Genomic DNA, 13,955 nt, shown 5'->3' with positions numbered 1-13,955 from the left:
CGCGAAGGGACGAAATGCCGTGATTCAGCACATCAATAAAAATTCACCACTTCCAATCTACTACCAAATTGAAGCTGCCCTAAAACAACAAATCGAGGATGGTCTGTTACAACCCGGCGATTTAATTCCCTCGGAACGCGAATTCGCCGAGGCCCATCAAATCAGCCGGATGACTGTCCGTCAAGCCATCTCGAACCTCGTCAACGCCGGTTATCTGATTCGTCAAAAAGGACGCGGCACATTCGTTGCCAATAAAAAAATCGTCATGCAACTGTCTGGTTTGACCAGTTTTTCTGAAGAGATGGAACATCTTGGATTGGAACCGGCAAGTGAATTGTTGTCCTACCAAACGATTGCTGCTGAAATGACGATTGCGAATAAACTCGGTATCCGGGAAGGTGCCAAAATTTATGAATTAAAACGTTTACGCATCGCAAACGAACAACCGCTTGCGCTCGAAACCGTCTATATCCCTGAACAGTTGTTACCCGGTTTGAACCAGGACGTTGCCATCACGTCACTTTATGCCTTTGCAGAGGCCAGTGGACTGAATCTTGGTCGTGCCAGTCAAACTTTCGAATCACGTCTCGCGACAAAAGAAGAAGCGCAACATCTCGGTCTGTCGGTCAGTTCACCTGTTTTGTCCGTCGAGCAACTGACTTTCCTTGCCACCGATCAACCGTTTGAATACGTCATCTCCGCTTATCGTGGCGATCGGTACACATTCACAGTCGAAATGGAACGGCAACGCTGAGTCTGATTTGAAAACAGGAGAGAGCCCTCTCCTGTTTTCGAATCAAAAAGCACATGTTTCGAGATACTTTTCAAGAAAGTATCTGAAACATGTGCTTTTTTTAGGATCATCCGTCTTAAACGGTTATTGAACCGGCTGCTCGACTGTCGTCGAATCCGTTTCCGACGGTGTGCTTGTCTCTTCTTTCATTGGTGATACTTCTTGTCCTTGCATCGCCTTGGTCAAGTTGGCTTTGACACGATCAAGTTGATTCGGATCAAGATGGTATTCCCATTTCCCGCTGATTCCAATGTATCCTTCACCTGCGAGCTGGTATTCCGTCGTATTACGTAGAGCTGTCGTAAAATCAGCTAAACGGAGATAATCGTTTGGACCTAAATTCGTCTCGACATTGTCGCCTACAGCGTCTAAGATGTCGCGATACGCACCGAGCGAACGGAAACTTGCCGCTTCTTTCGCAACAGCTTGAATGACTTGCATCTGCTTTTGTCCTCGGCCAATATCTCCGAGTGGATCATCATGGCGATTTCGGACGTAAGCGAGTGCCTGTTCCCCAGTCAAATGCTGCAGACCTTTCGGAACGGTGATCGTTCCTGCTTTACGCGCTGAATCCTGTTCTTTGAACGCATAACGCACATCGATATCAACTCCATCAAGCGCATCGATCAACTGAACGAATCCTTGGAAGTTAACTTTAACGACATGGTTGATTTCAATGCCAAGCAGATTTTCAGTCGTCTCACGTGCCAGTTTAATGCCGTTGTATGAACTCGATTTATCCATCGAACCAAAATAATGCGCATGGGTGATTTTATCCTGCTCGACACCCGTTTTTCCGTACGGCACATCATATTTAGAATAATCAATATTGACGAGTGAATCCCGTGGAATACTAGTCAGTACCAATTGCTCGGTCTTCTTATTCAAGACACCGACAATCATGACATCCGATCGTGCCGGTTCCTTGCGTTCTTTACTAGCTTTTGTCTCATCCGTTCCTAGAATCAAAAAAGATTCGGACGGAACATCATCATATTTCGAACTGACTTTCGAACCCGGAATGTTGATTTGTGTTCTCGCCAGAGTTTCCTGCGTCTTTATGAAAACCGCTCCCGCATAACCGGAACCGATAACGGTCAAAAGTAATAACAAGGCAGCGATCACTTTGATGAACATCTTGCCAGCACTCGGTTGCCTCTTTCTTGCTGATCTCGTCTGCATCTGTAAGCCCTCATTTTCATGTAAATTTTCTGTAAAGTTCACTATTCTCCATTATCCCGACTTTTATTAAAATGTCAATTTACGATTCGATTAAGAAGATGTGATTTCACTGTTTTTGCGATGAAACAGCTAAACCAAAATTAAATACAAAACTCGCCTCTTGAGAAGACCGGTCTAAAGCAGTCCGGTCTCATCAAAGACGAGTTGTTGTTTCATTTCATGAAGTTCGTATAGGCAGCTCGGCCTGTTCGTTTCGCTTCGTCCGATAACAAGCTTGCGGCTTCTTCGTCCAGGACAACCATCACATCAGCATGCCGTTGTAAAATCGTTGCCGGGCATGCAGTCGTCGCCGGACCTTCCATCATATCGCGAATCGCCTCCGCTTTTCGCTCGCTTGAAGCCACTAACAGAATCTTCTTCGCTTCCATGATCGTTCCAATCCCCATCGTAATAGCTTCTGTCGGCACATCCTCCAACCGGTCAAAAAATCGTTGGTTGGCAATCCGGGTCGACTCGGTCAGTTGGGTGACGTGGGTTTTGGCATCAAAAGGTGTGCCGGGTTCATTAAACGCGATATGACCATTCGAACCGATGCCGAGCAACTGAATATCGATGCCTAACTTCCGGACAAGCTGTTCATACCGTTCACTCTCTTGACTTGGATCAACTGTATTTCCAATCGGTACATACGATTCTTTGAAGTCGACCGCATCAAACAAATGCTCCTGCATGAACGTATGATAACTGTGCGCATGATCCGGACTGAGTCCGACGTATTCGTCCAAATTGACGGTCGTCACATGCCGGCAATCGACTTGATCCTTGCGCCATTCTTCATATACACCGAGCGGAGAGCTGCCGGTCGCAAGTCCGATCGTCAATCCTTCCGGGTGTCTTACAATCTCCTGTTTGAGCAGTTGGTAAGAGACATTTGCCAATTCTTCTGCTTTTTCTACAATCATCCATTTCATCAGTTGTTACCCCTTTCCGTTTGTAAATCGGTGCACTTCCCCGCGGTGAACGGTTTGTTCAACTTTCAAGTCTGCCGTCAATACGACAAAATCAGCATCCTTGCCCCGCTCGAGTCGTCCTTTATGTGTTAAGCCAAATTCTTCTGCCTGGTTGATTGAAGTCATCTGTACTGCTTGTTCGAGTGAACAGCCGGTAAAGGTGATGATATTGCGTAATGCCTGATCCATCGTCAGGACACTGCCTGCCAAGTTCCCGCTGGCAAGACGCGCAGCTCCATCCTTGACGTGCACCGTCTGTCCGCCGAGTTCATATTCTCCGTCCGACAATCCCTTCGCTCGCATGGCATCAGTGATGACCGTCAAACGGTCTGGTCCTTTCATCCGGTAAGCAAATTCGACCATCTCTTTCGAACTGTGAATCCCGTCCGGAATGATTTCCGCGTATACCGATCGTTCGAGGAGGCAATATCCGACGGTGCCGGGTTCCCGGTGATGCAAGGCACGCATTTGATTATAGAGATGTGTCCCGTGGGTGACATTGCCTAAATGATTTTGGTCAAATGTCGCATCGGTATGTCCGGCAGATGGAATCGCGCCCGTCTCTCGAACAGCCGCTTCAAAATCACGGGCACCCGACCGTTCCGGAGCGTACGTGACCAGTTTGATCTGATTTCCGGATGCTTGTTGCCATTTTAAAAATTGATCCGCATCCGGTTCGACGATGTATTCCAACGGTTGGGCTCCGGCATAGTCCGGATTGATGAATGGTCCTTCTAGATGAATGCCTTCAATCGTCGTCTGCCGGGAATCGATGACATCTCGCGTGACTTTCAATGCCTGCGTAATCTGATCCCAGTCTTGTGTGATCGTCGTCGCAAAAAAAGACGTGACGCCTTCCGCAAGCATCGCTTTACTCAACCGGTGCATTGCTTCCGCATCCGCATCCATCGTGTCGACATCATATCCACCGTGGATATGAACATCAATCATTCCTGGAATCAGTCGTTTCCCTTCAAGATTGACGACGACTTCGTCGCGTGGTGTGTAATCTGACATCTTTCCGATTTCTTGGATGGTCTCTTCAAAGCGGATGAATCCATCTTGAATGACGGTTTGTCCCGTATAAATTTCTGCATGAATCATGCTTGGCATCTTGTTTCTTCCTTTCTCTTTTTGATTCCGACAAGTGATATATCTTCACCATTAGTATACCGTTGTTGATTCTAGTTGTATAGACCTTTATACATTTAATCAACTATGAAAAAGAAGATTCCGGAGTCTAGTCCAGAATCTTCTTTATTTACGGCAATAAAATCCGGTCTTTTTTCTTTGAAATCAGACGTGTCGCTTTTAAAATCGCAATCGTTAACGATTGACGTTTACGGTATGCGAGGTAACGTCCTTCCCACTTCGGATCATATTTTTCCTTATAGCGTCTCAACCCGGTAAAGCTGTACATGTAGCGGATGTTGTTGAATACATCGGCAGCTACACGTTCCTGCCAAAATGATGTTTCGTCCTCACCAACGGATGAGAGCGGAGCCATTCCCATATTAAAGGTATGGTAGCCCTGCTCAGTCGCATAGTCAAACAAGCGGATAAACATGGCATCCATAATCCCGTTCGGACCATCCGGACGAAAACGCATCAAATCAATCGAGAGAACACCTTCCTGATACGCCGGCATGAATGTCATGAAGCCAAGCATCTGCCGATTGGCATCACGCATGATACCAATCGGGGCTTGATTCAAATAAGACTCGTTGAAATAGCCCAATGAAAATCCTTTTTCGGATTTCCCTCCTAACCATTCATCCGAGACGTCACGTAATTGGTTCAGCAACGCTTCACTGAACGGAGGTGATACGACTTCAAATGTCATGCCTTCCCGTTCAAAACGATTTTTAATGGAACGTAATCCGGCCCGTTTTTTCCCGGAAACGGTAAAGGTCGTCATGTCGACGATTGCTTCTTCCCCGAGTTTAAAGAAGTTAAAGCCAAAATCATGATACAACGACATGTTCTGTGCCTGAATCTGATAGATATTCGGGATATAACCCAAATCCTCGACACGCCGTAAAAAACAGGCGATCAACTGGGAATGTTCTTCCGGATTTCCGCTCGGATCACCAAGCATCATAATCCGGTTTCCGGTCTGACTGAACTGAATAAATGAACGTCCGGACTCAGAGAAGAAAAAGCGTTTATCGCCGAGAAAAGCCAGGTGACTTAAATAATTTCCCCCTTCTTCCGTCAAGACATCCTTAACTTTTTGCAAATCTAACTTTTCACCCAAGACCGGCTGATTAAACGTATTGAATAAACGAATGAAGACGAGTGTGTAGACAAGTGCAAAAATCGAGGCACTCGCAGCAAACATGAAGATCTCATGCGCAGGATAAACCTTTGTTCCGTCAGCCGAACCGAGTGTATAAAAGGCATATCCGAAGAAGATGAATCCGCCGATGTATAAAAAACCGGCAAAAGCTGCCCGGATCAGTCGAGTCGTCGTAATCAGCGTCCGTTCACGATGAAAGGCATTTCTTGACATTGTGACCAACACCAAGACAATCAGAACGACGGATAAGGAGATCAAGTTAAATCCACGCAACGCCATCCCAATCAAAGCAAAAGCCGAAACACCATAAATCATATACAGCGAACGTTTCGTCCGTCGGTACAGAGACGGGGCAAGCAGTACATACAACAAGCCGGCCATCAAAAAGAAACTGTTCGCAAGCAGCAACAATTCATGCGGCAGACGGGCTTCCAAATATTCATACTGCGTCGAGTTAGGCGGTAAAATCGCCAACCCCCAAATCGCGATGCCTGCGAGTAACGTAATCAAGGCTAACGTAAAATGTCGTACTTTACTTAAAAAGCGTAACTGAAGCCGCCAAATGACACCACCGACCTCAACAGACGGACCGACAATCGGTTTATCCTCAATCATCTTGACGACCGGACCACTGAACTCACGCGCCGAGAAAATGACGCCGATCACGAATGGAATCAAATAATACACCAGACGATAAATCAGCAATCCAGTAAGGACGATACCTTCTTCGACACCGGCGCGCTGCATGCCAATCAAAAAAACCAAGTCGAACGAACCGAATCCACCCGGCACCATCGAAATCAATCCGGCAGTTGCGGCGATGATGAAGACGCCGATGACTTTAGAAAAACTGACATCCGTTCCGAGTGCCGCCAAAATGAAATAGACGACGACTCCCGCACTGAACCATTCCGCCAGTGAGACAAGCGAATAGAGGGCAATGGATGACGGACGGATACTGCTGCTCCCCCGTCGGAAAGTAAACAACAGATAGACCGGGAAGAAAAAGGCAACACCGATGATGACCGGCCATAACCATTTCTTTAAATCCAACACTTCAAACGCCGGAAAAACGTTTAATAAGGATAATGCCGATAAAATCGATAATCCGCTGATCAGTGTCGGAGCCATCCAACCGATGGCTTTCAATAACCGGGTTCCTTCGACGAACGGTCGATAGAGGGCTGTTCTGACGCCCATTCCGGCAAGTCCTCCAAAACCGATGATCCCGTTAAACGAGTTGGCAATCCAAGATGCCCGGAAAATCAGCCCGATCGGAACCTTCACTTGAAGCGAACGCAATAAAAAGAAATCGTAAAAAAACATCGTCGCGACCGCTGCAAGTCCCGACACAATCAATAAAATGAACTTCCAGGACGGAATTTGCTGAATCGCCCGAATCGATTCTTTTAACGATAGACTTCTTAATTCGTTTTGTCCTTGATAAAAAATGAACGCAATCAAGATAATCGGCAAAATGATTTTCGCCATTGTCAACACACGTTGTTTATTGAATCTCATTTCACGACCTCCTTTGATTTTCTGACAAGATGCATCAGGCGGAGCAGGAGAAGACTGGCTCCAACGGCAAGTCCGATGATCAATCCCCACCAATACCCGTCCGGTCCAAGTTCCGTAAACCGCTCAAAATAAAATCCGAGTGGCAGTCCGATGACCCAGTACGCGGTAATCGTCAAAATAAACGTGACGTTGACATCTTTAAATCCACGGAGCGCTCCTTGCGTCGGCGCTGCGACCGCATCGGATAACTGAAAGAAAATCGCTAAAATCATGAAATGAGCCGCCATTTTGATGACTGCCGGATCATTGCTGTAAAGTGCCGCAATCCGTTCATTTTGAATGTACAGCAATCCACCTGAGAAAAGGGAGACAACCAGGCACAGCAACAGGCCAATCCATACGTATTGAACAGCATCCTTGACCCGCTTGGCTCCCATCTCGAACCCGACCGTAATCGTCAGGGCTGATGCGGCCGAGAGCGGAATCATGTAGACGAACGAGGCAAAGTTGATCGCTGCCTGATAAGCTCCAATGACGACATCGCCGTAGGCGCCAAGCAGCAAAGTCACGGCTGAAAAGATACTGACTTCCGAAAAGATCGCTAAGCCGATTGGCGCACCGAGCAAGACCAATTCCTTGATTCTTTTTACATCCGGTTTATAAAAACGACGGAGAATCCCGAGCCGTTGAAACAGTTCACCTTTTAAGACGACACCAATAACTGCAATACATAAAATCCAGTATGTGATGGCTGTCGCCACTCCTGCTCCGATGCCCCCCAGTTCCGGGAAACCAAACTTTCCGAAGATAAACAGATAGTTGAAAGCAACATTAATGGGTAAAGAGAATAATAATAACGTCATTGTGATGTTCGATTTGCCTAACGAATCAATTAAGGTACGCAGGACGAAGAAAACGAACATCGGAATGATACCAAAACCTAACATGACAAGATAGATGCGGGCAACATGGCGTGCCTGATCCGATAATTCCATTTGGTTCAAAATCGGATTAACGAGCACTAGTCCAAGCAGAATCGTCAAAACGATAATGACGACGGACACATACAATGCCTGTATCACGATTCGCTTCACTTCCCGCTCTTTTCTTGCTCCCATTGCTTGGGACACAAGTGGCGCCACGGCTAATAAAATACCCGTCAATCCTGTATAAACAGGTGCCCACAGACTGGCTCCGACGCCGACGCCCGCTAAATCAGCCGACCCGTATCGTCCGGCCATGACCGTATCAAAAAAACTAATTAAGTAAAACGCTACCTGTGTGACCAGAATCGGAAAGAAAATCTTCATGAACTGTTGAATCTTTCCCGATAGCGTAGTTGTCTCTAACATTGTTCCACCACATTCCAGGGCAACCTGCGCCCTATTTTTATTAAAGCATTCAGTTTCGCACTTTGTTCTACGTAAATTATTTAAGGAGGGATTCATTTGAATCATCGTGATGCGGAAAATTTAACTTTTGAATTACTCGAGACCTGGTCGACATTTAATCATTATGCCGGGGAAGCTCAAACCTTTAAAAATCCTGAAGACGTCCACCAAGCGCGGATCCGTTTACGTAAATTAATCACATTCGCGAAGTTGGTGGATCAAACGGAGGAACCGATTTATCTCATTTGGAAACGATTGATGGCTGCGTTCGGTCAAGTACGGGATCTTGATGTCCAACTCAGTCAACAAGCTGTTACTTCTCCCATTGAACAGTTATTCGCGGAACATCTTGCCTTACAACTGCAAGGCAAACGGGCCACATTACTGGAAACGATGCATCTGTTGATTTCTGATGAACTGGACCGCTCCGTCCGTCGATTTTTAGCCGGCCGGTTAACAAAACAATTAAAACGGATTGATGAAAAAGATCTTCTTCAGACAGCTGAAAAACGATTTGATAAAAAGAAACTTCACTATGAAAAAGTTCAGCATAAGGAAGGGAACAAGCGGATTCAGATGATGCATGAGTTACGGCTTGCAACGAAGTTCTACCGCTATACGGTCGAGTATTTACGTCCTTATACCGATTTTCCGAAATCGTCCGTCGACCGGTTAAAACGGATTCAAACCCAATTAGGTGATATCAATGATACGTATAATCGCCTCGAACGTTGGCGCATCTTCAGCGTTCCTGACGATCAGCTTGCGCAACAACAAAAAGAAATCACCCGGCTTGAGAAAAAGCTTTCGAAACTGCTTGATCAAATGACGTTTGATTAAGGATGACGCTGGACGAGCAACTCTAACATCTTCGTTCCGGCAATCGAATTCCCTTTCAAGTCAAGTGCCGGTCCGAAGATGCCGATTCCAAGGTCCGCCATGTCGAAGTCACTTCGACCACAGGCAACGATGGCACCTGATACCCCGCTTTTTCCGGGTAACCCGACCTGGACTGAAAATTCTCCGGACGCATCGTACATGCCGCATGTCGTCATGATCGCCCGGATGATCCGTGCATTCCGGCGGGAGATGACTTGATTCCCGGATGGTGTTTTTCCGGACTGACTTAAGATTTTCCCCATCATTGCGAGTCCTTTACAATTGGTCAAAATCGCACACTGCTTCGTATAGACATCGATGATTTCTTCCACGTTTCCTTCGATGACTCCATGATACCGCATGAAGTACAGCAGAGCCCGATTTAAGTCAGTCGTCTCGAATTCGGATTTAGCGACCTCTGCGTCGTATTTGACCATATCAAGTTCGATGTCCAGCAGATCGGCAATGAATTGGCGTAACCGGTTCAGCTTATCGGCGGCGTCTTCCCCCGGTAACATGCTCGTCACCGCGAGTGCACCGGCATTGATCATCGGATTAAGGGGTTTCGTCGGAATCGTCTCTTCAAGCTTCGCAATCGAGTTGAATGCGTCTCCCGTCGGTTCCATACCGACCTTCGAGAACACGTAATCTTCACCAAATGTCTCGAGGACAAAGGCTAACGTGATGATTTTTGAAACACTTTGTAAGGTGAACATCGTTTCGGCATCTCCCGCTGATACAAAACTGCCGTCTGCATTACAAACAGCGATTCCAAGCTGGGTCGGTTCCGATTTTGCCAGTTCTGGTATATAACTCGCCACCTGTCCAAGTACGGTATAGGGGCGACATTCAGCGATCAACTCTTCTAGTTGTTGTTGCGTTACGTTCATCGTAGTCCCTCTTCCTGTCGTTTTCATTAGCTTATCATGCTTTTTCGTCACGAGATATGCCGTTGTTCTTTTTAGTTTTCCCTCTCATGAAAAAGGTCGTCTCTCCTCTGACAGTCAGAGGATGAGACGACCTTTTGAACTATACTTTAGCGGATAACCAATTCTGTACCGTCTGTATCAATCGCGACATGCGAACCATCCTGGATGGAGCCACTAATCAGAGCCCGTGCCAGTTTCGTTTCAATCGTCCGCTGGATGTACCGGTTGATTGGACGTGCACCGTATTGTGGTTCAAACGCCTCGTTGAAAATTAACGTTTTTGCCGCTTCTGTTACATCGATTGTAATTTCACGACCGGACAGACGATCTGCCATCTTGCTGACTGCTTTGTCGATGATCCGTTCGATTTCCGCCCGGTGGAGAGGATGGAAGAGGATCGTGTCATCAATCCGGTTCAGGAATTCTGGCCGGAAATACTTTTTCAGCTCTTGACGGACCGCTTCTTCTTCTGCCGCATCAATCTCCCCGTCTTTTGCCGCTTCGAGCAAAATATTCGATCCGATGTTAGATGTCATGATGACAATTGTGTTCTTGAAATCGACCATTCGTCCTTGAGCATCAGTCAAACGGCCATCGTCCAATACTTGAAGTAAAATATTAAAGACGTCACCATGTGCTTTTTCGATTTCGTCAAACAACAACACCGAATACGGACTCCGGCGGACGGCTTCCGTCAATTGACCGCCTTCTTCATAACCGACATAACCGGGAGGTGCTCCGACCAGGCGGGAAACATTGTGTTTCTCCATGTATTCGGACATATCGATCCGAACGATGTGTTCCTCACTGTCAAACATGGCTGCTGCGAGAGCTTTCGCAAGCTCCGTTTTCCCGACCCCTGTCGGTCCAAGGAACAGGAACGAACCGATTGGACGATTCGGATCTTTGATTCCCGCCCGTGCGCGGATGACAGCATCCGAAACCAGCCGGACTGCTTCATCCTGACCAAAAACACGTTCATGCAACGTATCTTCTAAATACAGTAACTTTTCGCGTTCCCCTTGTGCGAGACGGCTGACGGGAATTCCCGTCCACTTCGACACGATATCGGAAATTTCTTCGTCTGTCACAGCTTCCCGGACGAGTTCATGCGAGACGTGTTCCGCTGATTCTTCCGCCACTTTCAACTGATTTTCAAGTGCCGGAATCTGTCCGTATTTGATTTCAGACGCTGTATTCAAATCATATCGTCCTTCTGCTTCCTGAAGAGCGAGTTTTGCTTTTTCAAGATCTGCCCGCAACTGCTGAACGTTTTGGGAACTGTCTTTCTCGCGTTCCCATCGTGTCCGGAGCGCACTTTCGTCTTCCCGGACAGAACTGAGTTCCTGTTGCAGAGTCTCGAGTCGTTTCCGGGATGCTTCATCGGTTTCTTTTTTCAGTGCTGCTTCTTCAATTTCAAGTTGCATGACACGTCGGACTAACGAATCCAGTTCCGCCGGCATCGATTCCATGTCGGTCCGAATCATCGCACACGCTTCATCCACTAAATCAATGGCTTTATCGGGCATGAAACGGTCCGTGATGTACCGGTCTGACAGGATGGCTGCCGCAACCAGGGCATTATCATGAATCCGGACACCATGATGGATTTCAAACCGTTCTTTCAGCCCACGTAAAATCGAAATCGTATCTTCGACATCCGGTTCCGCGACCAGCACTTGTTGGAAGCGGCGTTCAAGTGCAGGATCTTTTTCGATGTACTTCCGGTATTCATCTAAAGTCGTCGCACCGATACAGTGCAGCTCGCCGCGGGCAAGCATCGGTTTCAGCATGTTTCCGGCATCCATCGCGCCTTCGGTCTTCCCGGCACCGACAATCGTGTGCAATTCGTCGATGAACAACAGAATCTGTCCTTCCGCTTCCTTAACTTCATTTAAGACCGCCTGAAGACGTTCTTCGAATTCACCACGGTATTTGGCACCCGCGACAAGCGTACTCATATCGAGGCTAAACAACTGTTTGTTTTTCAGACTCTCCGGTACATCACCCCGGACAATCCGTTGGGCCAGGCCTTCGACGATTGCCGTTTTCCCGACTCCCGGTTCGCCGATTAAGACCGGGTTATTTTTCGTTTTCCGGCTGAGAATCCGGATGACCCGGCGAATCTCGTCATCCCGTCCGATGACCGGATCCGTTTTACCGGACCGGAAATCCGCGACGAGATCCCGCCCGTATTTCTTCAGGACATCAAAGGTCGCTTCCGGATTTTTCGTCGTCACCTTCCGATTACCGCGCATTTCAATGATTGCTTCTCGCAAGACCTGTTCCGTCACACCTTGACTCCGTAAATATTGTGTCGCCGGACTCGACTGTTTCACAAGACCTAACAGCAAATGCTCGACAGATACGTAATCGTCCTGCATCAAACGGGCTTCGGTTTCCGCTTCCGTCAAGACCTGCAACAAGGAGTTGCTGATGCGCGGCGTCGAGGATTGAGCAAGCGCCGGTAACCGTCCGAGTGCTTCATTGACTCCTGTCTCCAGCTGATCAATCCGTTGGTCGAGCTTCTCAAAAACAATCCGTGCAATCCCCTCTTCTTGTGAAAGCAGAGCCAGCAACAAGTGCCACTCTGTAATCTCACTGTGTCGACGTTGTTTGGCAATGGCTTGTGCCGATACGATGGCTTCATGTGCCCGGTCCGTTAATTTTTCGAAATCCATTTTTCCGTCACTCCTTCACAGATAAACGATTTTCCCATTCTTCATAAAATGCTGGTTCCATTTCCGGCAGTTTGACTTCCAGTTGTACCAACAGGGCACCGCGATGTCCTTCCCGGTTACTAAGTCCCCGATTCGGGATACGGAGACGGGACCCGGGTTTTGTGCCGGGCTTGATTTTCAATTTGACACGTTTTCCTTCCAACGTATCCGCCACGACTTCGCCCCCGAGAACAAATACCGTCGGATAAACACGGACGGTCGAGATGACATCGGTTTCCTGACGGCGGAACTGCTCATCATCCTTCAGATGAATCGTCACATACACATCTCCCGCGATTCCTTTACGGTTACGTTTCGAACTTTTCCCGCGTAACCGGACTTTTTTTCCGTCATACAAATCTTTTGGCAAACTCATTTGGATGGCACCTGTCGCTAATCGGATCGTCACTTTATCATTTTGACTCAGATGACTTAACGGAACCGTCAATTCGAGTTCTTCGTCCGTTTCTTCCGGTTCTTGACTAAAAAACGAACCGAACATATCTTCAAATCCAAACGATTGTCCTGCCGATCCGGTCGATCGGGATTGACGTCCGTTGAATTGGCGGAAAAGATCGTCGTAGTCGGCTGACTGTCCATACCCTGCTCCAGCCATCCGTTCATAGTTACTTCCATATTGATCATACTGCGCTCGTTTTTCTTCATCCCCGAGGACATCAAACGCTTCCTGAATATCTTTGAAACGCTGATCCGCACTCGCTTCCTGATTGACGTCCGGATGGTATTGTTTCGCAAGCTTCCGGTATGCCCGTTTGATTTCCTGGTTCGATGCTGTCTTCTCGACACCAAGCGTTCGATAATAGTCTTTCGCCACTCCGATCACTCCCTTAACTTTTTATTCTGTATCTTAATTATAGAATTGGTCAGTCAATTGGTCAAATATAGTCAAACTTTTTTTGACGATTCTTTTGTTCTTTTCACTTTACGCATTTTCCTCAAACAAGTTTCGTTCCAGGAAACCATGATATACTGACAACTAGCATTATGAAAAAGGAGCGATCAAGACATGGATGGTAAAAAACGCGCCGACGTCAAAATCGGGCAACACGTCAGTATCGTATTAAAACAAGACCAGCGGACAGGAAAACGGACGGAAGGTATCGTCAAGGATCTGTTAACCAAGTCACCGAATCACCCGCACGGTATCAAAGTCCGTCTCGAAGACGGGCAAGTCGGTCGGGTTCAGGAAATCTTATAAGAGAGCACATGA

At 47.3% G+C, this 13,955-nt stretch carries 11 protein-coding genes; 3 read left to right on the top strand and 8 right to left on the bottom strand.

Annotation, left to right across the window (positions count from 1 at the left end):
• Positions 1-19 precede the first annotated feature (19 nt).
• The gene (phnF, locus tag MUN34_RS14115) at positions 20-754 is read left to right on the top strand and encodes a phosphonate metabolism transcriptional regulator PhnF (protein ID WP_026829282.1); all 735 of its coding nucleotides are present in this window, start codon (positions 20-22) and stop codon (positions 752-754) included.
• Positions 755-877: 123 nt separating this feature from the next.
• Here phnF and MUN34_RS14110 read toward each other — a convergent pair whose 3' ends face one another.
• From MUN34_RS14110 to MUN34_RS14090, 5 genes are all read right to left on the bottom strand, one after another.
• The gene (locus MUN34_RS14110; protein WP_034770050.1) at positions 878-1,975 is read right to left on the bottom strand and encodes an LCP family protein; all 1,098 of its coding nucleotides are present in this window, start codon (positions 1,973-1,975) and stop codon (positions 878-880) included.
• 212 nt (positions 1,976-2,187) lie between these two features.
• Entirely contained in the window at positions 2,188-2,946 is a 759-nt protein-coding gene (gene nagB, locus MUN34_RS14105) for a glucosamine-6-phosphate deaminase (RefSeq protein WP_026829284.1), read from the bottom strand.
• Positions 2,947-2,952: 6 nt separating this feature from the next.
• Positions 2,953-4,098, bottom strand: a complete 1,146-nt coding sequence (gene nagA / locus MUN34_RS14100) for an N-acetylglucosamine-6-phosphate deacetylase (protein WP_247858131.1) — start codon at positions 4,096-4,098, stop codon at positions 2,953-2,955.
• A gap of 148 nt (positions 4,099-4,246) precedes the next feature.
• A complete protein-coding gene (gene mprF / locus MUN34_RS14095; RefSeq protein WP_247858130.1) occupies positions 4,247-6,805 on the bottom strand; it encodes a bifunctional lysylphosphatidylglycerol flippase/synthetase MprF in 2,559 nt (852 codons plus the stop codon).
• Positions 6,802-8,157 (bottom strand): MATE family efflux transporter, encoded by a 1,356-nt coding sequence (locus MUN34_RS14090; RefSeq protein ID WP_026829287.1) that lies wholly within the window; start codon positions 8,155-8,157, stop codon positions 6,802-6,804. The genes mprF and MUN34_RS14090 overlap by 4 nt, the downstream gene beginning before the upstream one ends.
• A gap of 96 nt (positions 8,158-8,253) precedes the next feature.
• Between MUN34_RS14090 and MUN34_RS14085 the strand changes: the two genes are divergently transcribed.
• Positions 8,254-9,036, top strand: a complete 783-nt coding sequence (locus MUN34_RS14085; protein ID WP_026829288.1) for a CHAD domain-containing protein — start codon at positions 8,254-8,256, stop codon at positions 9,034-9,036.
• On the opposite strand, the gene glsA is transcribed toward MUN34_RS14085, so the two are convergent.
• The 3 genes from glsA to MUN34_RS15985 all read right to left on the bottom strand — a co-directional run bounded on the left by glsA (position 9,033) and on the right by MUN34_RS15985 (position 13,559).
• On the bottom strand, positions 9,033-9,965 hold the full coding sequence (gene glsA, locus MUN34_RS14080; RefSeq protein WP_012369379.1) for a glutaminase A: 933 nt from the start codon (positions 9,963-9,965) through the stop codon (positions 9,033-9,035). The genes MUN34_RS14085 and glsA overlap by 4 nt on opposite strands.
• A 146-nt stretch (positions 9,966-10,111) precedes the next feature.
• On the bottom strand, positions 10,112-12,685 hold the full coding sequence (clpB, locus tag MUN34_RS14075) for an ATP-dependent chaperone ClpB (protein ID WP_026829289.1): 2,574 nt from the start codon (positions 12,683-12,685) through the stop codon (positions 10,112-10,114).
• Positions 12,686-12,692: 7 nt separating this feature from the next.
• Positions 12,693-13,559 carry a DnaJ C-terminal domain-containing protein gene (locus tag MUN34_RS15985; protein ID WP_026829290.1) on the bottom strand — a complete coding sequence of 289 codons (867 nt, stop codon included), beginning with the start codon at positions 13,557-13,559 and terminating at the stop codon, positions 12,693-12,695.
• A gap of 192 nt (positions 13,560-13,751) precedes the next feature.
• On the opposite strand from MUN34_RS15985, the gene MUN34_RS14065 reads away from it, so the two are divergent.
• Positions 13,752-13,943, top strand: a complete 192-nt coding sequence (locus MUN34_RS14065; RefSeq protein WP_012369376.1) for a YwbE family protein — start codon at positions 13,752-13,754, stop codon at positions 13,941-13,943.
• Positions 13,944-13,955: the final 12 nt, after the last annotated feature.

It is taken from the genome of Exiguobacterium sp. 17-1 (assembly GCF_023096305.1).
GTDB classification, from domain to species: domain Bacteria; phylum Bacillota; class Bacilli; order Exiguobacteriales; family Exiguobacteriaceae; genus Exiguobacterium_A; species Exiguobacterium_A sibiricum_A.
The sequence above is the reverse complement of the archived record's forward strand: the minus strand, read 5'-3'. Positions and strand labels throughout refer to the sequence as shown.